Origin of the sequence: Sediminibacillus sp. JSM 1682029 (assembly GCF_041366435.1) — a bacterium.
Classification (GTDB): domain Bacteria; phylum Bacillota; class Bacilli; order Bacillales; family Amphibacillaceae; genus Sediminibacillus; species Sediminibacillus terrae.
In genome coordinates this window covers 108,899-127,661 of record NZ_JBEWYY010000002.1, presented here as the reverse complement: position 1 = coordinate 127,661, position 18,763 = coordinate 108,899, and the positions used below count along the sequence as shown (strand labels likewise).

General features: G+C 44.1%; 22 protein-coding genes. All 22 read left to right on the top strand.

The window, feature by feature from the left end; genetic code table 11:
• The first annotated feature begins 3 nt into the window (after positions 1 to 3).
• The 22 genes from ABVF09_RS04500 (at position 4) to ahrC (ending at position 18,754) form a co-directional block, all read left to right on the top strand.
• Positions 4 to 1,065, top strand: a complete 1,062-nt coding sequence (locus ABVF09_RS04500; protein ID WP_026771182.1) for a M24 family metallopeptidase — start codon at positions 4 to 6, stop codon at positions 1,063 to 1,065.
• Positions 1,066 to 1,090: 25 nt separating this feature from the next.
• The gene (gene efp, locus ABVF09_RS04495) at positions 1,091 to 1,648 is read left to right on the top strand and encodes an elongation factor P (protein ID WP_026569977.1); all 558 of its coding nucleotides are present in this window, start codon (positions 1,091 to 1,093) and stop codon (positions 1,646 to 1,648) included.
• 702 nt (positions 1,649 to 2,350) lie between these two features.
• Positions 2,351 to 3,328 carry a stage III sporulation protein AA gene (gene spoIIIAA / locus ABVF09_RS04490; RefSeq protein ID WP_371068697.1) on the top strand — a complete coding sequence of 326 codons (978 nt, stop codon included), beginning with the start codon at positions 2,351 to 2,353 and terminating at the stop codon, positions 3,326 to 3,328.
• A complete protein-coding gene (gene spoIIIAB / locus ABVF09_RS04485; RefSeq protein WP_153461530.1) occupies positions 3,273 to 3,785 on the top strand; it encodes a stage III sporulation protein SpoIIIAB in 513 nt (170 codons plus the stop codon). The genes spoIIIAA and spoIIIAB overlap by 56 nt, the downstream gene beginning before the upstream one ends.
• Positions 3,786 to 3,807: 22 nt before the next feature.
• Positions 3,808 to 4,014 (top strand): stage III sporulation protein AC, encoded by a 207-nt coding sequence (gene spoIIIAC / locus ABVF09_RS04480; RefSeq protein WP_026569980.1) that lies wholly within the window; start codon positions 3,808 to 3,810, stop codon positions 4,012 to 4,014.
• A 2-nt stretch (positions 4,015 to 4,016) separates the two neighbouring features.
• Positions 4,017 to 4,406 carry a stage III sporulation protein AD gene (spoIIIAD, locus tag ABVF09_RS04475; RefSeq protein ID WP_026569981.1) on the top strand — a complete coding sequence of 130 codons (390 nt, stop codon included), beginning with the start codon at positions 4,017 to 4,019 and terminating at the stop codon, positions 4,404 to 4,406.
• 22 nt (positions 4,407 to 4,428) lie between these two features.
• Entirely contained in the window at positions 4,429 to 5,619 is a 1,191-nt protein-coding gene (gene spoIIIAE, locus ABVF09_RS04470) for a stage III sporulation protein AE (protein WP_026771183.1), read from the top strand.
• A 16-nt stretch (positions 5,620 to 5,635) separates the two neighbouring features.
• Positions 5,636 to 6,247, top strand: coding sequence for a stage III sporulation protein AF (spoIIIAF, locus tag ABVF09_RS04465; protein WP_153461529.1), 612 nt, complete (start codon positions 5,636 to 5,638; stop codon positions 6,245 to 6,247).
• A 1-nt stretch (position 6,248) separates the two neighbouring features.
• Positions 6,249 to 6,899, top strand: a complete 651-nt coding sequence (gene spoIIIAG, locus ABVF09_RS04460) for a stage III sporulation protein AG (RefSeq protein WP_026569984.1) — start codon at positions 6,249 to 6,251, stop codon at positions 6,897 to 6,899.
• A gap of 15 nt (positions 6,900 to 6,914) precedes the next feature.
• On the top strand, positions 6,915 to 7,484 hold the full coding sequence (locus tag ABVF09_RS04455) for a SpoIIIAH-like family protein (RefSeq protein ID WP_026569985.1): 570 nt from the start codon (positions 6,915 to 6,917) through the stop codon (positions 7,482 to 7,484).
• 264 nt (positions 7,485 to 7,748) lie between these two features.
• On the top strand, positions 7,749 to 8,252 hold the full coding sequence (gene accB / locus ABVF09_RS04450) for an acetyl-CoA carboxylase biotin carboxyl carrier protein (protein ID WP_026569986.1): 504 nt from the start codon (positions 7,749 to 7,751) through the stop codon (positions 8,250 to 8,252).
• Between the two features lie 15 nt (positions 8,253 to 8,267).
• On the top strand, positions 8,268 to 9,623 hold the full coding sequence (gene accC, locus ABVF09_RS04445; RefSeq protein WP_026771185.1) for an acetyl-CoA carboxylase biotin carboxylase subunit: 1,356 nt from the start codon (positions 8,268 to 8,270) through the stop codon (positions 9,621 to 9,623).
• A gap of 21 nt (positions 9,624 to 9,644) precedes the next feature.
• Complete coding sequence (locus ABVF09_RS04440; protein ID WP_026569988.1) at positions 9,645 to 10,040, top strand: Asp23/Gls24 family envelope stress response protein; 396 nt, start codon at positions 9,645 to 9,647, stop codon at positions 10,038 to 10,040.
• A gap of 236 nt (positions 10,041 to 10,276) precedes the next feature.
• Positions 10,277 to 10,657, top strand: a complete 381-nt coding sequence (gene nusB / locus ABVF09_RS04435) for a transcription antitermination factor NusB (RefSeq protein ID WP_026569990.1) — start codon at positions 10,277 to 10,279, stop codon at positions 10,655 to 10,657.
• 12 nt (positions 10,658 to 10,669) lie between these two features.
• Positions 10,670 to 11,527 (top strand): bifunctional methylenetetrahydrofolate dehydrogenase/methenyltetrahydrofolate cyclohydrolase FolD, encoded by an 858-nt coding sequence (folD, locus tag ABVF09_RS04430; protein WP_371068696.1) that lies wholly within the window; start codon positions 10,670 to 10,672, stop codon positions 11,525 to 11,527.
• A 33-nt stretch (positions 11,528 to 11,560) separates the two neighbouring features.
• Positions 11,561 to 12,907, top strand: coding sequence for an exodeoxyribonuclease VII large subunit (gene xseA, locus ABVF09_RS04425; RefSeq protein WP_026569992.1), 1,347 nt, complete (start codon positions 11,561 to 11,563; stop codon positions 12,905 to 12,907).
• Positions 12,904 to 13,134: an exodeoxyribonuclease VII small subunit gene (locus ABVF09_RS04420; protein ID WP_026569993.1), complete on the top strand. Its 231-nt coding sequence runs from the start codon at positions 12,904 to 12,906 to the stop codon at positions 13,132 to 13,134. Before xseA ends, ABVF09_RS04420 begins: the two co-directional genes overlap by 4 nt.
• 1 nt (position 13,135) lies before the next feature.
• Positions 13,136 to 14,020 carry a polyprenyl synthetase family protein gene (locus ABVF09_RS04415; RefSeq protein ID WP_026569994.1) on the top strand — a complete coding sequence of 295 codons (885 nt, stop codon included), beginning with the start codon at positions 13,136 to 13,138 and terminating at the stop codon, positions 14,018 to 14,020.
• A gap of 731 nt (positions 14,021 to 14,751) precedes the next feature.
• Positions 14,752 to 15,327 carry a hypothetical protein gene (locus ABVF09_RS04410; RefSeq protein ID WP_026569995.1) on the top strand — a complete coding sequence of 192 codons (576 nt, stop codon included), beginning with the start codon at positions 14,752 to 14,754 and terminating at the stop codon, positions 15,325 to 15,327.
• A gap of 169 nt (positions 15,328 to 15,496) precedes the next feature.
• Positions 15,497 to 17,389 (top strand): 1-deoxy-D-xylulose-5-phosphate synthase, encoded by a 1,893-nt coding sequence (dxs, locus tag ABVF09_RS04405; RefSeq protein ID WP_371068695.1) that lies wholly within the window; start codon positions 15,497 to 15,499, stop codon positions 17,387 to 17,389.
• A gap of 3 nt (positions 17,390 to 17,392) precedes the next feature.
• Entirely contained in the window at positions 17,393 to 18,220 is an 828-nt protein-coding gene (locus tag ABVF09_RS04400) for a TlyA family RNA methyltransferase (protein WP_035426691.1), read from the top strand.
• An 84-nt stretch (positions 18,221 to 18,304) separates the two neighbouring features.
• Positions 18,305 to 18,754: a transcriptional regulator AhrC/ArgR gene (ahrC, locus tag ABVF09_RS04395; RefSeq protein WP_026569998.1), complete on the top strand. Its 450-nt coding sequence runs from the start codon at positions 18,305 to 18,307 to the stop codon at positions 18,752 to 18,754.
• Positions 18,755 to 18,763 lie beyond the last annotated feature (9 nt).

Genomic DNA, 18,763 nt, shown 5'->3' with positions numbered 1-18,763 from the left:
ATGATGGGGAAACTGGAGAAGCTGAGGCAGGCGCTAAAGGATCAAGAGCTCGATGCATTGTTGATAACGAGTGCACAAAACCGTAGATACATAACTGGATTTACCGGATCAGCTGGGGTTGTATTGGTGACTGTTGACAAGGCACTGTTTATCACTGATTTTCGCTATACGGAGCAGGCTGGAGAACAGGTGAAGGATTTTGAAATCATCGAACATAAGCAGCCGATTCATCAAGAAGTTGCCGAACAGGTGAAGAAATTGGGCAGCAGGAAGATCGGCTTTGAAAAAGCTGATCTGACTTATGGCCTTTTTGAGCAGTACCGTGATCAGATAGAGGCAGAACTTGTACCAACCAGCGGATTGGTTGAAAAGCTTCGTTTGATAAAATCTGCAGAAGAGCTTGATATTATAAAGTCTGCTGCACAGATTGCCGACGCCGCATTCGAGCACATATTGACTTTTATCAAGCCAGGGGTGAAAGAAATAGATGTTTCGAATGAACTTGAATTTTTTATGAGGAAGCAAGGGGCAACCTCTTCAAGTTTCGATATCATTGTTGCATCCGGTTTGCGTTCTGCTCTTCCTCATGGAGTCGCTTCCGAAAAGGAAATTCAGAAAGGCGAACTTGTTACCCTTGATTTTGGGGCTCTTTATAAAGGTTATGCTTCGGATATAACCCGGACTGTGGCTGTAGGAGCTATCAGTGATGAATTGAGATCGATATATAATACTGTTTTAGAAGCCCAATTAAAAGGAATGGAAGGAATAAAAGCCGGTATAACCGGAAAAGAAGCGGATGCATTAACAAGAGATTATATTGAAGAGAAAGGGTACGGTTCCTACTTTGGACACTCTACCGGCCATGGCCTCGGCCTGGATGTTCACGAAGGACCGGCGTTGTCTCACCGGAGTCAACAGGTTTTGGAAGAAGGAATGGTCGTGACGGTCGAGCCGGGGATTTATATTCCGGATGTCGGTGGCTGTAGGATAGAAGATGATACATTGGTAACCAAGGATGGAAATGAATCTCTTAGCTTCGCATCCAAAGAATTGATAACCTTATAGTTGAGAGATTGAAGGAGGAAATGACATGATTTCAGTAAACGATTTTCGTACAGGACTAACAATTGAAGTGGATAATGGTATTTGGCAGGTACTGGATTTTCAACATGTGAAGCCAGGCAAAGGTGCTGCTTTCGTCCGCTCCAAGCTGCGTAATCTGCGTAACGGTAACATCCAGGAGAAAACGTTCCGGGCTGGTGAAAAAGTAAGCCGTGCGCATATCGAAAACAGAAAAATGCAGTATCTATATGCTTCAGGTGACACACATACCTTCATGGATACCAACACTTATGAACAGTTGGAATTACAGGCAAACCAAATCGATTACGAACTAAAGTTCCTACGAGAAAATATGGAAGTGAATATTATGACATACGGTGGTGAAACATTGGGTGTCGAACTTCCTAACAACGTGGAATTGAAAGTGGAAGAAACAGAACCAGGCATAAAAGGGGATACAGCAAGTGGGGGCACAAAGCCGGCCCTTCTCGAAACAGGACTGAGCGTACAAGTACCGTTCTTCATCAACGAAGGTGATGTCCTCGTTATCAGCACTGCAGATGGAAAATATGTTTCCCGTGCCTAATACCTATATCGGATGATGCTAGATTAAAGAAGATGAAACAAACGCAAAAAACCGAACGATTACCAATTCGTTCGGTTTTTTGCGTGTTTCATAACCTTGCTTAGCAAAAAGCAAACTGTTCTATCCTTCGCCTGCCACCTGCATGTCTTCAGAAATGACTTGGAAAAGAAAAGTGTATTTTCTTGTTGCATCGATACGAAGCACCATCGAAAAACAGGCTAACATACAAATGAAAAACACCGTGCGAGCCACTCTGTTCAGGCTTTATGTTAGAGGGGATCGGGAAAGAACAGCAGAAGGTTACAGCCTCCTCACTAAGAGTCCTCTGAAAAATTAAAACAACATCCTTCTATCCCGGCCACACGATTCTGGGATTGCCTGGGGCATACAGGATATAGTATTCAAGGATTCCCGCCGGACTACATTTTACCTCTTTCCTGAGCACTTCCCTTCACAGTCACTTTGCTTTTTAACTGTTGACTTTAAATATCATCAGCGGTTTCCCCAGTCACTCCTTTTCATTCTTTTTTTCTTACATCCGTGGTTTATCCTTTCAGTTTCTGTGCTTTTCGTTTGTCATATTTGAAGGTGTTCAGCATACATTGTTGGTAGGGGTTATAGAAGTGATACGAAGGGTTGCAAACCCCGGTTTTCATCACTTCCCATGAACTCAAAGTGTGTTGAAAAAGCGAGGGTGGTTTCATGGAAGAAATTTTACGGTTGTTTTCAGAACCGTCCAGGACAGGCCTTGCCAGGATCGTCGGCAAGAGATGGACAAGTCTTCAGGAAATAAGAATAAGGCTGTCCCGTCCGATTGAACTTATTTTTGACAATGGTAGTGAATGGGTGGATGGGCTGAAACCCATGAAGGAAGATGGCATTTTTCTATTGAATCAGATTAGTCAATTTTCCCTTTATCGCCTGGAGGACGAATTGCGCGAGGGGTTCATCACGATAGAAGGCGGTCATCGAATCGGTCTATCTGGCAAGGTGAATACAGTAAAAGGCGCAGTTAAAGCGATAAAGGATATTTCCTCTTTCAATATACGGATTGCCAAAGAAAAACAGGGAAGCGGGAAAAGGATCATTCCGTTTCTATATGAGGAAAATTACTTGAATACCTTGATTATCGGCCCACCGCAAACCGGGAAGACGACGATGCTGAGAGATATCGTGAGGTTGGTATCATCAGGCTGGGGACAAGCAGCAGGCAGGAAGGCGGCGGTCATCGATGAACGGTCCGAAATCGGGGGCAGTGTAGATGGAATACCACAACATGACCTTGGACCACGAACTGATATCATGGATGCTTGTCCAAAGGCAGACGGTATGATGATGATGATCCGGTCTATGTCACCAGAGGTTTTGCTTGTTGATGAAATCGGCAGCAAACAGGATGTACAAGCCTTGATGGAAGCGATTTATGCAGGGGTGAAAGTAATTTGTTCCATTCACGGTGATTATCTGCATGAATTGAAAAGACGCCCTTCTCTTCTGCCGCTTTTCGAAAGCAACGCTTTTCAACGATACATTGTGTTAGAGAGAAAAGCGACTCCCGGGACAGTGAAATGGATATTAAACGGAAACGGAGAGCGTATCGAGAGGAAACAGAGGTGCAGACAAAATGAAGTGGATAGGAGCGATTCTACTGCTTTGCGCAACTACGTGGGCAGGATTTGAATTTTCGAGAAAATTGACCGATCGGCCTTTGCAAATCCGTCAGTTGAAAAGTGCTCTTCAAATATTGGAGGCTGAAATTTTATACAGTCAGGCCCCATTGGGGGAAGCATGTGCAACCTTGGCAAAACAACTGCCGAAGCCAGTGTCGCTGTTCTTTCAATCGGTGCATGAAGACTTGCATGGCAGTACTACCGATCTATATCACATATGGAAAAACAATCTTGAACGGTTTTGGCCGCATGCAGCTTTGAAAGACAGCGAGAAGGAGATTTTGAAACAATTTGGCAGGACACTGGGACAGCATGACTTCTCCCAACAGCAAAAACATATTCAATTAGCGCTGACACATCTGGACAGAGAGCTGGAGGAAGCACAGGATCAACAGCTGAAGTATAGCAAAATGGTGAAAAGTCTTGGTTTTTTAACAGGATTATTAGTCGTCCTACTCTTGATATAGACAAGAAAGGAGTAAACTTTACATGCTAGGTGAGGCCGCCGTTCTATTTCAAATAGCAGGTATTGGAATCATTGTTGCCATGATTCATACGATTCTAAAGCAAATGGGGAAAGAAGATATAGCCCATTTCGCTACGGTCGTCGGATTTATCATCGTGATGATCATCGTTATCGATGAAATTGCTGACTTGTTCAACCAAATAAAATCTGTATTCCTTTTCCAGGGATAGCCATGGAAATCTTTCACATTGTCAGCTTGGGTATCGTGGCAAGTTTATTATATATCCTCTTGAAAGACCAGCAATCGTCGATGGCATTCCTGTTGATTCTTATTACTGGGATTATCATTTTTCTCGCTGTCATACAGTATATCGCAGAAATTTTTTCACTGATAAACAATCTAGGACAAAAAGCGAATATAAATGGTATCTATATAGAAACGATTTTAAAAATAATCGGTATTGCCTATATTGCGGATTTTGGTGCCCATTTGACACGCGACGCGGGGCTTGGATCTATTGCGGCAAAGATAGAATTGGCCGGAAAAATATTCATTCTGGTATTGGCAGTTCCGATTTTGACCGCTGTAATAGAAACAATCCTTGGTTTTTTGCCGGTTTAACCTGAGAGGAGGAAAGAAGCAGATGCACGATTTCATCAAATTCCTCGTATTATTAGCCGCAGCGATCGCAACAACGATTCTCCTTCCTTCCTCTGTCATGGCTGCTGTCGAGGAACCCAACCAGTTCGAGCAATTAAATGAACAAACAGTCGATTCGATATCGTTTGATGAAATAAAGGGATACTGGAACCATGTAGTCGATGAATACGGCGGTTATCTGCCAGGTTTGAAAAAATCCACTTTTATGGACTTTATCAAAAATCAGGAGTCCCTTTCGATCAAAGATTGGGCGAAAGGGATTCTTCAATATTTGTTCCATGAAGTGATCATCAACGGCAAACTACTTGGCATGTTGATACTGTTGACATTATTTTGTGTGATTTTACAAACACTTCAGTCTTCATTTGAAAATAATAATATAAGTAAAATTGCGTATGCCATTGTTTACTTAGTCTTGATTGTCCTGGCATTGAACAGTTTCCATTCAGCTGCATCCTATGCTAAGGATTCCATCGAATTAATGAGCGGATTTATGGTGGCACTGCTCCCTTTGTTGCTTGGTTTGATGGCCTCTCTGGGCAGCATGGCTGCAGTTTCTTTTTTTCACCCGGCAGTCGTCTTTCTTATCCATATCAGCGTATTGTTAATTTCTGTCGTCGTTCTGCCACTCTTCTTTTTATCGGCGTTGTTGTCCATCGTTAGTACGTTGAATGAACATTATAAAGCAACACAGCTTGCCGATTTGCTGAAAAATATCGGCATAGGACTGCTAGGGGTGTTCCTCACAGCCTTCTTGGGAGTTATCTCTGTCCAGGGAGCAGCGACTGCAGTACAAGATGGGATTGCTTTGAAAACGGCTAAGTTTGTAACCGGCAATTTTATTCCTGTGGTCGGACGGATGTTTACTGATGCAGCGGACACCGTATTGAGTGCATCTCTTTTGTTGAAGAACACTATCGGATTGGTCGGTGTCATCCTGGTGCTTGGAATCGCTCTGTTCCCTGCAGTGAAAATTTTTGTGATTGCCTTGATTTATAAACTTGCTTCAGCCCTCCTGCAACCCATTGGAGATGGGCCGGTGATCGAGTGTATGGATAGCATTAGCAAATATATTATTTATATTTTTGCTGCCCTGTTGATTGTCACTTTTATGTTCTTCCTGGCTATCGTCATTCTCGTTGCCTCAAGCAATTTGACGGTGATGCTGCGGTGAACGGGGAGGGGGTTGTTTGAATTTACTGACGGAGTGGGTAACTCAAATCATTTTGTTTTTGCTTTTGGCGATGGTTGTCGACCTTCTTATGCCGGATTCTTCCATGAAAAAATACATCAAGGTAGTAGTCGGACTTGTGTTGATATTGATCTTTTTACAACCGCTGTTCCGGCTTTTTCAAATGGATATAGAAACGATGATGTCCAATGCTTCAGCTGCATTTGATACGGAAAGCAGGGAGGAAGACATGAAAAATTCGATTGATTTAAAGAAAAAAGAAATACAAGCCTCTCAACGTGCATATATTTTAGAAGAAATGGCTGTCCAAATGAAAAATGAAGTGGAAGAGAGGTTGAAAGAAAAGCATGACGTAGAAATTGCTGATATCTCCTTTCAATTTGAAGAAGGTGAAGACCTTTCCTTCGAGACGTTAAAAGGAGTCCATGTTGTTTTGAGGAAACATCAAATGAATGATGGTCCGGAGGGCGAGGTAGAAGAGGTCGTCATAGATATCGGCGAAGAACCAGTAAAGGAGGACATGCCTGACTCAGAACCAATCAAGTCCTTTTTGTTTGAAGCATGGGGATTGGAAGATCAAACGATAACCATTGACTGGGGGGAGGGATAGAATGGAGAACCCACTGAAAAAACTGTTATCCCACGTGAAGTTAAAGCAGGATGGCGACAATAAGCCCACAAAGCTTGCATATGTGCTGATTGTCGGACTTGTCGGTCTGCTGTTCATTTTGGTCAGCGGCATATTCTCGCCTGGAGAAAAAAGTGAGGATAACATGCTATCTGTCACTCCTGACAGCAATAACGAAAATCAGGAAACTTTCCTCAATAAAAAAGAAGAAGCCGTAGCTGAGAAGGACGAAGAGATAGCTGATCTGGAAGGAACTTATGAAAGTGAACTGACGGCATTACTAGAAAAAATCCAAGGCGTTTCCGACGTCGAAGCAATGGTGAACTTAGATTCGACCAAGCAAAAGGTTTACGAAAAAAACTTGATCATCGGAACACAGACAACGGACGAAACCGATCAGAACGGTGGAGAGCGCACCCTTGAAGATTCTACAAGGGAGCAGGAAGTAGTACTTGTCAGACAAGGTGATAAAGAAGTTCCGCTTCTTGTCCATACAAAAAAGCCAGATGTAAGGGGGGTCCTTGTAGTAGCCAAAGGAGTAGACCATATGCAGGTTAAGCAATGGGTAGTCGAAGCAGTATCCAGAGTATTGGATGTCCCGACACACCGGATTTCGGTCATGCCTAAAAATTAATAAGGAGGAATTTACATGCTGAAAAAGCAAACCGTTTGGTTATTGACAATGTTAAGTTTAATGATTGTACTGAGTGTATATTATATGAGTTCTCCAAATAGCGAGGAACTGGCCTTTTTAAACAATGCAAATTCAGAAGATCAGGCTACATCGGGAGACGGTTCCCAAGTGGTGGAAGGGGAGGATGAAGAATTACTGGAGGAAGGGGATTCTGTTGTTTCTGAATCTTCCACCGATGAGCTGTTTACCTCCATAAGAATGCAAATCCAAGATGATCGAAGTGCAAAGAAAGAAGAATTAGAAGAGACGGTTGCATCAAGTACCGCTTCTACGGAAGAAATCAATGCCGCCTATGAAGAAATGCAGCAAATTGAGGAAGCGGCAAAAAAAGAATCGATCATCGAAGAAACCATTATGGCGGAAAATCAGTATGAAGACGTGCTTGTCCGGTCTGAAGATAACGAAGTGGTGGTAACCGTCAAAGCGGAAGAATTGTCCAAAACGGAAGCGAACAATATCATTCAAATGGTGAAAGACGAATTTGGTGAAGTGACGATTGAAGTGAAGTTCCAACCTGCGAGCTAGCACCGGACAAGTTAAATATGTCCAGCCTCGACCGATTTTCCCGGAAACCATTCCTGGGTTAGTCGGTTTTTTTCTTCTCTCATGCTGTAAGCACTGTTATAATGCAAAAGAAGACAAGCGGTGTACAAACAAGATATAATGAATATGTCTGCTCTTACTAACTTATGGCGGAAGAGTTGAAGTTTTTCTCTCGTTTTCGTAAAATATTAAGAGGAGTTATTAGTACCTGTTGTTAAATTGTGATAAAAAGGGGTGCCCCACTTTATGTTAAAAGTACAGGAAATCAGAGAATTAATTAAGTTGATCGATGAATCTTCCATTGATGAATTCGACTATGAATCAAATGGGACGAAAGTCTCCATGAAAAAACAAACGGGAGAAGTAATCCAGGAAAGGACCGTCGTAAGCGAACCAGTTGTCCGCCAGGAAACAGCGGCTCCTGCAGCTTCACCCGCTCCTGCCCAATCTCAGGAGCAAGTGAAGGAAGAACCGGAACCAGCCCAGCCGAAAGAACAAAATGCTGGAGATTTTGATCACGAAATCGTTTCGCCTATGGTCGGTACCTTTTATAGTTCACCCGAACCGGAAAGCGATGCATTTGTGAAAAAAGGCGATAAAGTAGATAAGGATACCGTCGTCTGTATCGTTGAAGCGATGAAGCTTTTCAATGAAATTGAAGCAGATGTATCTGGTGAAATCGTCGAGATTCTCGTTGAAGATGGAGAACTCGTCGAATATGGACAACCATTATTCAGAGTCAAGGCATAGTAAGGGGATGACAATGTGATTAAGAAAATATTGATTGCGAACAGAGGCGAAATTGCTGTTCGAGTCATTCGCGCATGTAAAGAACTGGGGATTGAAACAGTTGCGGTTTATTCGGAAGGTGACAAAGAGTCACTTCATGTCCAGCTCGCGGATGAAGCATACTGTATCGGTCCTATACTCAGCAAGGACAGCTATTTAAATTTCACAAACATCATGAGTGTAGCCACACTAACCGAAGTGGATGCTATTCATCCAGGCTATGGCTTTTTATCAGAGAATGCTGATTTCGCTGAAATTTGCAAGGCATGCAATATTACGTTCATCGGTCCGAGTGCTTATGCTATTCAAAAGATGGGCACAAAAGATGTCGCCCGGGAGACGATGAAAGCTGCCGGGGTTCCGATAGTCCCTGGTTCAGAAGGAATTATCGCCGACGAAGAAGAAGGACGTCGTGTAGCCAAAGAAATAGGTTATCCGGTAATCATAAAAGCAACAGCCGGTGGCGGCGGAAAAGGAATACGCGTTGCGAAAACGGAAGAAGAATTAGTCAAAGGTATCCGGGTAACCCAGAAGGAAGCAGAAACTGCTTTCGGCAATCCCGGTGTCTATCTGGAAAAATACATTGAAGACTTCCGTCATGTAGAAATTCAAGTTTTGGCGGACAATCATGGGAATGCAGTCCATGTCGGCGAGCGTGATTGCACCATTCAGCGTCGTCTGCAAAAACTGATTGAAGAGTCACCATCACCGGCAGTAACACCGGAAATCAGAAAAAAAATGGGCGACGCAGCAGTCAAAGCTGCATTGGCGGTTGATTATTCAGGAGCCGGTACGATCGAGTTTATTTTCGATAAAAAAGAAGAAAAATTCTATTTTATGGAAATGAATACTCGTATTCAAGTAGAACATCCGGTAACCGAAATGGTAAGCGGAATCGATTTGATCAAGGAACAAATCAATATCGCCAACAATCAACCATTATCGGTAACACAGGAAGATATCGAGTTTGAAGGCTGGTCGATTGAGTGCAGAATAAATGCCGAAAATCCATTTAAGCAATTTATGCCTTCTCCAGGCAAAATCGATATGTACCTCGCGCCGGGAGGTTTGGGTGTCAGGGTCGATTCCGGTGCTTATCCCGGTTATAGTATTCCTCCTTACTATGACTCCATGATTGCCAAGCTGATTGTTCACGGAGCAGACCGGCAGGAAGCAATCAACAGAATGAGACGGGCATTGGACGAATTTGTTATTGAAGGCATCCACACAACTATTCCCTTCCATAGTAGGATGATGGATCATCCACAGTTTATTGACGGAGATTTTAATACGAAGTTTCTGGAGAAATATACTATAATGGAAGATGAATAGCATAAAAAAGGAGTGAACGGAATGGACGAAAACTCTTTATTGAATGTTAGCGAAGGATCTGATCTGGGGAAAGTGGAAATCGCGCCGGAAGTAATCGAAGTTATTGCCGGGATTGCCACCACAGAGATCAAGGGTGTCTACGCCATGCGCGGTAATTTCGCATCCGGGGTAGCAGAACGGTTCGGAAAAAAGTCGCACGGAAAAGGGATTAAAGTCGAGCTTACTGATAAAGGCGTCCTGATAGATGTATTTGTCGTATTGGACTATGGTTCAAGAATTCCGGAAGTGGCCCAAAAAATCCAGACCAATATCCGCCAGGCACTGAGGAATATGACTGCTCTTGAAATAGATGAAATAAATGTCCATATTGTCGGTGTCCAAATCGATCGGGACGAAACAGAAGAAGAAACCATCTAACCAGTGAAACAAGGCCAAGGGAGCAATAGTTGCTTCCTGGCCTTGTTTTTATGATTTTTCCTGGCAAAAAGGAAAGCACGCTTGTATTTTTCGATGATTTCTGTGAAAATTATCTGGAAATGGCTTTGTATCCTGTAACATGTTATCATTTGAAACAGGTATTGCTTGAACAGCTGTTCAAAAAGAAACAGGACGAGCCAGTCTTTTTGAACAGGTAATCAAAGGAGAATAAAACGATGAAAAGACGAACAGCACGTGAAAAATCTTTCCAAATCCTTTTTCAGATGGATGTCAACGACATACCACCGAAGGAGGCAATCGAGCATGTGATGGATGGCCCGGTGGATGATGCTTTTTTGACAGACCTTGTATATGGGGTGATTGAACATAAACAAGAAATCGATAAAAAAATCGATGAAAATTTGGAAAACTGGACGTTCAACAGACTTGCTTCTGTAGAAAGGACGTTGTTGAGAATTGCTGCATATGAGTTGTCCTATAAAGAGGATGTGCCAAGCAGCGTAGCGATAAATGAAGCGATAGAACTGGCCAACAGTTATGGTGATGAAAAATCGGGAAGGTTCATCAATGGCGTTCTATCCAAGATGATAAAATAGGGGGAGAGTAATATGGGAGCCGAAATTATTTACGGAAAAGATTTGGCAGCAGATTTGCGACTGGAGATGAAAGAAGAGGTAAAGGAACTTGCTAAAAAAGGGATTGTGCCTGGTCTGACAGTCGTCCTGATAGGAGATGATCCGGCCTCCCAATCCTATGTGAAAGGGAAACAAAAAGCATCTGACGAGGTCGGCGTCCATTCCAACCTCATCAAATTACCGGATACAACTTCTCAGCAGGAATTGCTCAATCTGATAGACGATTTGAACACAGATGACAATATACATGGCATTCTTGTCCAACTGCCGCTTCCGGATCATATTGAAGAACAAGCAGTAATCGAAGCAATCAGTCCGGAAAAAGATGTCGATGGATTCCATCCGGTTAACATCGGGCGGATGCTTACTGGAGAAGATACGTTCTATCCGTGCACCCCTTTCGGTATCCTGACCATGCTGAAGTCAAAAAACATAGAAATCGCTGGAAAACATGCTGTTGTTGTAGGGCGGAGTAATATTGTAGGAAAGCCGGTCGGTCAATTGCTGTTGAATGAACATGCTACGGTGACATACTGCCATTCGCGGACAGAGAACATGAAAAAGTTCACCAGAGAGGCTGATATTCTGGTAGTGGCGGTTGGGAAACAACATTTCATCAAAGCGGAAGATATTAAGCCTGGAGCAGTGGTCATCGATGTCGGAGTGAACCGGATGGAAAACGGCAAACTGACGGGAGACGTCGACTTTGAGGGAGCAGCGGAAAAAGCATCCTTTATAACACCGGTCCCTAGAGGGGTAGGTCCGATGACGATCACGATGTTATTACATAATACAATTAAGTCGGCAAAAAAACATCAGCCGGCTTCTTGATGGAAAAAAATCCAAATATGCAGGTGTCTAGCGATGAATGATAGATATTTAACGGTAACCGCATTGACAAAATATATAAAACGGAAATTCGAAATGGACCGGCACTTAAAAGATGTTTGGTTGAAAGCCGAGATTTCCAATTTCAAGCATCATAGCAGAGGGCACATGTATCTTACTTTGAAGGACGATCATTCCAGGATCCAGGCAGTGATGTTTGCTGGAAACAACCGGTCTTTGAAGTTTAAACCGGAAAACGGAATGAACGTCCTGGTAAAAGGTGAACTGAGCGTTTACGAGCCGCAAGGCCAGTACCAATTGTATATCTCCCAAATGGAGCCTGACGGAATCGGCGCCCTTTATCTTGCATTTGAACAATTAAAGGAAAAGTTGAGCAAAGAAGGGTTATTCGATCCTTCTATAAAAAAAACGATTCCTGCATATCCGAATAAAATCGGAGTGATTACTTCGCCGACAGGTGCAGCGGTCCGGGATATCATGACCACCCTATCCAGGCGATATCCAATCGCAAAGTCTGTATTGTTTCCGGTTCTTGTGCAAGGTACTCAGTCTGCTGCCTCTATCGTCAAGGCCATTGAATCAGCTGGCCGGATGGGGGGCTTCGATGTTCTGATTGTAGGCCGTGGCGGCGGTTCCATAGAAGAGTTGTGGAGTTTTAATGAAGAAATGGTGGCCCGGGCCATTCACGCTTCTACTGTACCAATTATTTCCGCAGTGGGGCATGAAACCGACTTTACGATCAGTGATATGGCGGCAGACATGCGCGCAGCAACTCCGACAGCTGCTGCAGAGCTGGCAGTTCCTTCTCAAGCGGAAATCAAAGAGCGGATCATCGCTCTTGATCGTTCACTCGATCGCGCATTAAAAACCCGGTTAGTCAATGCGAAAGAACGACTCGGCCAGTTGCAAAGGGCATATGCCTTTCGTTATCCTGCACAATTACTTCGACAAAAAGAGCAGGAACTCGATAAATTCGTGGAACGTCTGGGCAGAGGGTTGACAGCCAGACACAACAGCAAGCAAGAAAGTCTCCGTGCTCTTCATAAAAGGCTGATGCTCAAGCACCCGAAAACGAAGACGCAGCTTTTGAACCGCGAACTTGTCCAACTGCGTATGCGGCTTGACCGAGCTTTTGCCAAAGAAGTACAGGCAAGACAAAACAGATTCCAAAAGAATCTGGATAAATTATCGTTATTAAATCCGTTAAATACGATGAAGCGTGGATATTCCATCACTTACCAGCAAAACGGTGACGTATTATCCTCTACCAAAGAAGTCCAGCCGGGGGAACAAGTGACAGTCAAACTATTTGATGGTTCGCTGGACTGCCAGGTATGGGGGATCGAGGAGGAGAAACAATGAGTGAGAAAGAAATCAGTTTTGAGGAAGCAATGAAACAGTTGGAAGAAATTGTGGAAAAACTTGAAGAAGGGGAAGTCCCGCTGGAAAAAGCGATCAATTATTACCAGGAAGGGATGAAGCTTTCCAAGCTTTGCAGCGATAAGCTGTCGAGTGTGGAAGAACAAATGGAGAAAATAGTTAATGAACAGGGCGAAACCGTACCTTTCTCTATTCAGGAGGACGAATAGGGTGACAGAAAGCTTAGAAAATTATTTGAAGCAAAAACAGTTACAGATGGACGGAGCGATCATTGATTATATCGAAAAGCTTCAGGCACCCACACAGCTCAAAGCAGCGATGAAATATTCAGCCGAAGCAGGCGGAAAAAGACTACGTCCGATTTTAATGGCTGCTAGCTGCGAGTCCTATGGCGGTGCCTTGGAAACAGTCATACCTGCGGCTGCAGCTCTGGAAATGATTCATACGTACTCACTTATCCATGATGACCTGCCTGCAATGGATAATGATGATATACGCCGGGGAAAACCGACCAACCATATTAAGTTTGATGAAGCTACTGCAATCCTTGCTGGCGATGGACTTTTGACCTATAGTTTCGAAATCATCGCTTCCGACTTGGCCATTTCCGCAGAACAGAGAGTGGAATTGATCAGACAGTTGGCAGAAGCAGCAGGACCGAAGGGTATGGTAGCTGGACAAGTTCTCGATATGCAGGCTGAAGACAAAAAGGCGGACTTGGAGCAACTGGAACAAATCCATACGTTGAAAACAGGACGGCTTCTTCGATATGCAGTTGCCGCTGGCGCCATGATCGGAGGAGCGAGTGCCAACCAAATTGCTTCCCTACAAGAATATGCCTACTATTTGGGTTTGATTTTTCAGGTACAGGATGACATTCTCGATGTCCAAGGAGACCCCGAGTTGATCGGCAAGCCAGTAGGAAGCGATGAATCCAACTTGAAGAGCACCTATCCGAAACTTCTTGGCCTGGACGGCGCCATACAGCAAAAAGAAATGTACGTACAAAAAGCGAAACAAGCCTTGAAAGAAGCGGGTGTAGAAAGTTCAGTCCTAGTCGATATTACCGATTACTTCGGCAACCGTGATCGCTAAAATGTCTGTTTGGCCACTTCGTTGGTCGGGCGGATATGTCCGCTATTTATTAAATTGAGATTTTTTTGGTTTTATGATAAAATAAAAATCAAATGGGAATGGTGCAGTATTCTAGTCGGTCCTCCGTTCCTGAAGGCGGGCCTAAAAATCCGCCAAAGGGCACATCGATGAAGTTCCTTGTGCTGGCTTGAGGCGCCCAGCCTTGGGTCAGTGCTGGGAGTTAAGGTAGCAGGGCGATCCACAAAGGCATGTGGGCGAGGACCCTGCTTCCGCGGAGGCCCATCTCTGTAGCGGCGGCTAAGCCTAGTAGCTGCTATGGAATGGGGTATGAACCTGCGCAATAGGGAAAGGGAATCTCTATTCGCAGCGTAGCCTGCCTTGAGTGGCCCTGAGGGGATAATGGCTCACGGCGTGATAAAAGCGGCCACTTTTATTTCGCTATTTTGCCATTTGAAATCAGTGCTGCAAAAGAGGCTAGGGAACGGCTAAAGACTGTCGAGGAAATCTCCTAGACTGTTCCAATGGACATTTAAAAGGGATTATAGTGCGGACTAAGTGGTAATCCAGTCTAGCTTTTGGTGACAAAGCTAAGGTGGATTTAAAGGGGAACCGCCAGAATGGCAACATTCGGTATCCATCTGGGAAAACCTACTGGACCTAAGCCGCAGTTTTTACCTTTTAAATGACCATTCCTTATACATAATTCTAGAATCTGATTAATGAGGGTAACAATGAAACCACAACTAAAAAAGTCATTACGATTTAGTTTAAGTATTGCCGTTATCACATTCGTGTTAGCGGCTATTTTTTCAGTCATATCTTCTTCCGTACTCAGCGGTGTAGCCTGGATCATCGGTTTGTTGATTGTATTGGTTATTGTGCTGATCGGTATCTTTTTTGATATGCTGGGTATTGCAGCAACTGCCGCAGATGAAACACCTTTCCACGCAATGGCCTCGGAAAAGGTAAGCGGTTCCAAACAGGCGTTGCTGATTGTCCGCAATGCAGACCGTTTCGCCAGTTTTTGCAACGATGTAATCGGCGATATATCGGGGATCGTCAGTGGTACTGCTTCAGCGATTGTCGTCCTGCAGGTAGCTAACGGGTTTGGGTATTCAGAAGGTTCAACCATCCAAATTGTTATCAATGTAGTCTTAACCAGTCTAGTGGCGGCATTGACTGTCGGCGGAAAAGCAGTCGGCAAGTATTTTGCCATCCACGCCTCAACCGATATCATCTTTTTTGTAGGCAAGGTAGTGGCTCTGCTCGAGTCCAAATTCAATGTACAATTGCTTAAAAAAGGGTAATAGTTGTATTGAAAGCCAAATGTCAACAGAATCGTCTATCATACGTTCGTTGAAGATATTTGTTATACTAAGGGAAAGTGTATATTCCGAATGAATACAACTGGAACCGGCAGGTGACTGAAAGTGATAACCGGCCGGAAAATAAAAGGTGAAGGGGAGGAATCCCACCATGGATCTTACAGAAATAAAAGATCCTTCGTTTTTGAAAAATATGTCAAACGAAGAATTAGAGCAGTTTGCAGTGAAAATCCGGCAGTTCCTGATTGAGAAGCTGTCCGTTACGGGCGGGCACCTGGGAGCGAATTTGGGCGTTGTGGAGTTGACCTTGGCACTCCATAAAAATTTTCAAAGTCCGAAAGATAAATTTATTTTTGATGTGGGGCACCAGTCCTATATCCATAAAATCTTGACAGGACGTGCTGGCCAGTTCGATACGCTGCGTCAATATAAAGGGTTATGCGGCTTTCCGAAAGTCCGTGAGAGCGAGCATGATGTGTGGGAAACAGGCCACAGTTCCACCTCGTTGTCTGCTGCAATGGGAATGACAATCGCAAGGGATTTGAAAAAAGAGGACAGCCATATCGTCCCGATAATCGGCGATGGAGCATTGACCGGCGGAATGGCCTTGGAGGCGCTGAATCATATCGGCCATGAAAAAAAAGACATCATCGTCATCCTGAATGATAACGAAATGTCCATTGCCAATAATGTAGGTGCCTTGCATAATGCGCTAGGGCGTATGAGAAGTGCAGGAAAATATAAACGGGTAAAAGACGAAATGGAATGGTTGATGAAAAAAATCCCGGCTGTCGGAGGTCGACTTGCTCAAACGGCAGAACGTGTCAAAGACAGTATGAAATATTTTATGGTACCGGGAATGCTGTTCGAGGAGTTCGGATTCACCTACTACGGGCCGGTAGATGGTCATGATTTTACTGCTTTGCAGGAAAATCTCCAATATGCCAAGAAAACTGGCGGTCCTGTCCTTGTCCATGTCATTACGCAAAAAGGAAAAGGATATCAGCCAGCGGAAACAGACATGAAAGACAGGTGGCATGGTGTCGGTCCGTATAAAATCGATTCAGGTGAGAAAATAAAACCAGTAGATGCACCGCCGGCATGGAGTGAAGTCGTCAGCGGCACTTTGCAAAAAAAAGCAAGAGAAGATGATCGATTGACGGTCATTACCCCTGCAATGATCCTGGGCTCGAAGTTGGAAAAGTTCCAAAAGGAGTTTCCTGAACGGCTTTTCGATGTCGGCATTGCCGAACAGCATGCTGCAACTATGTCAGCAGGACTAGCTACCCAGGGTATGAAGCCATTTTTAGCGATTTATTCGACTTTCCTTCAGCGTGCTTACGACCAATTGGTCCATGATGTTTGTCGTCAAAACTTGAATGTTATATTCGGAATTGACCGCGCGGGTCTCGTGGGAGCAGACGGAGAAACGCATCAGGGGGTCTTTGATATATCCTTTTTGCGGAGCATTCCCAATATGGTCGTGATGATGCCAAAAGACGAAAACGAGTGCCAGCATATGGTCCATACCGCGGTCGAATACGACGATGGCCCGATTGCTGTCCGTTATCCTCGTGGCAATGGACTTGGCGTCGCCATGGACGAAGCGTTCCATTCCCTTGAAATCGGCAGCTGGGAGGTCTTGAAAGAGGGCACTGATGCTGCTATTCTGACTTTTGGAACGACCATACCGATGGCTATGCAGGCAGGTAAGGAATTGCAGGCAAAGGGAATCTCTGTAAAAGTTGTCAACGCGCGGTTCATCAAGCCGCTCGATGAACGGATGCTTCATGAGTTGATGTCCATGAACATGCCGATCCTGACGATTGAAGAAGCTGTATTAAAAGGTGGATTCGGCAGTTCCATTTTGGAGTTTGCCGAGGAAAATGGCTACCAGAACCAGACAATCAATCGGATGGGCATACCGGATCGCTATATTGAACACGGCAAAGTGGAGCAGTTGTTAGAAGAAATCGGGTTGACGAAGGAACAAGCAATACAACACGTACAGCGTATGCTGCCAAGTAAACAGCAAAGGGCATGATCGATTTTGAGTAAAAAAACAAGGCTTGACACTCTGTTGGTTGACAGAGGGTTGATTGAAACACGAGAGAAGGCCAAACGCTCCATCATGGCCGGTCTAGTCTATTCTGAACATACCCGTCTGGACAAGCCTGGAGTGAAAGTGGATGAAGATATACCACTAACCGTGAAGGGTAAGTTGTTTCCGTATGTGGGCAGAGGCGGATTGAAATTAGAAAAAGCCATCAAGCATTTCGGCATTGATCTTCATGGAAAAAAAGTGATCGATATTGGTTCGTCTACAGGTGGTTTTACAGATTGTGCCTTGCAAAATGGGGCCGAATTTAGTTATGCAATAGATGTCGGTTATAACCAGCTGGATTGGAAACTGAGAAATGATGAAAGAGTAGAAGTGATGGAAAGGACGAATTTTCGGTATGTAAAACCGGACATGCTGAAAAAAGGGATACCGGATTTTGCATCCATCGACGTTTCCTTTATCTCTTTGAAGCTGATTCTTCCAGTGCTGGCGAATCTGATCAAAAACAAAGGGGAAATTGTCGCTTTAATCAAGCCGCAATTCGAAGCAGGGCGAGAACAGGTAGGCCGAAAAGGGATTGTCAGGGATGCGGCTGTACATCGCCAAGTTTTGAGGGACATCCTCTCATTTGCCGTGGCAGAGGGGTTTTCAGTTAAAGGACTCACCTTCTCCCCCATTACCGGAGGGGACGGAAATATCGAGTTTTTAGCCTATTTTGTTTATGATGGAGGAGAAGCAGGAAATAACATGCCTGATGTCGAAATGGACCTTGTAGTCAAGGAAGCACACGAGACACATCAGAAACATGTATAAGCAGGGCTACATTTTCTGTAGCCCTTTTCCTTTGTCGATCTAAATATGGAGAATCAAGATTTTTTTAAATGAAGGAGGGGGAAAATGACAAAAGGGCAACGGCATATAAAAATTAGAGAGTTGATAACCGATAACGATATTGAAACCCAGGACGAACTTGTAGAGCAGCTGCGTGACTTGGGATACAATGTCACGCAGGCTACTGTTTCCAGGGATATTAAAGAATTGCACCTTGTCAAAGTGCCGACCGTTGATGGCCAATATAAATACAGTCTTCCTGCCGACCAGCGCTTCAATCCGCTGGAGAAACTTAGACGGTTGATAATGGATGCATTTGTCCGAATCGATACAGCCGGGTATTTTATTGTATTAAAAACCCTTCCTGGGAATGCACAAGCACTCGGGGCGCTGATCGACAACCTTGATTGGACGGAAATCATGGGGACGATATGTGGCGATGATACTTGTTTGATCATCTGCCGTACCGAAAAGGACACACAAAAAATCAAAAACAGACTGTTGGAAATGTTATAACAGGTTTAC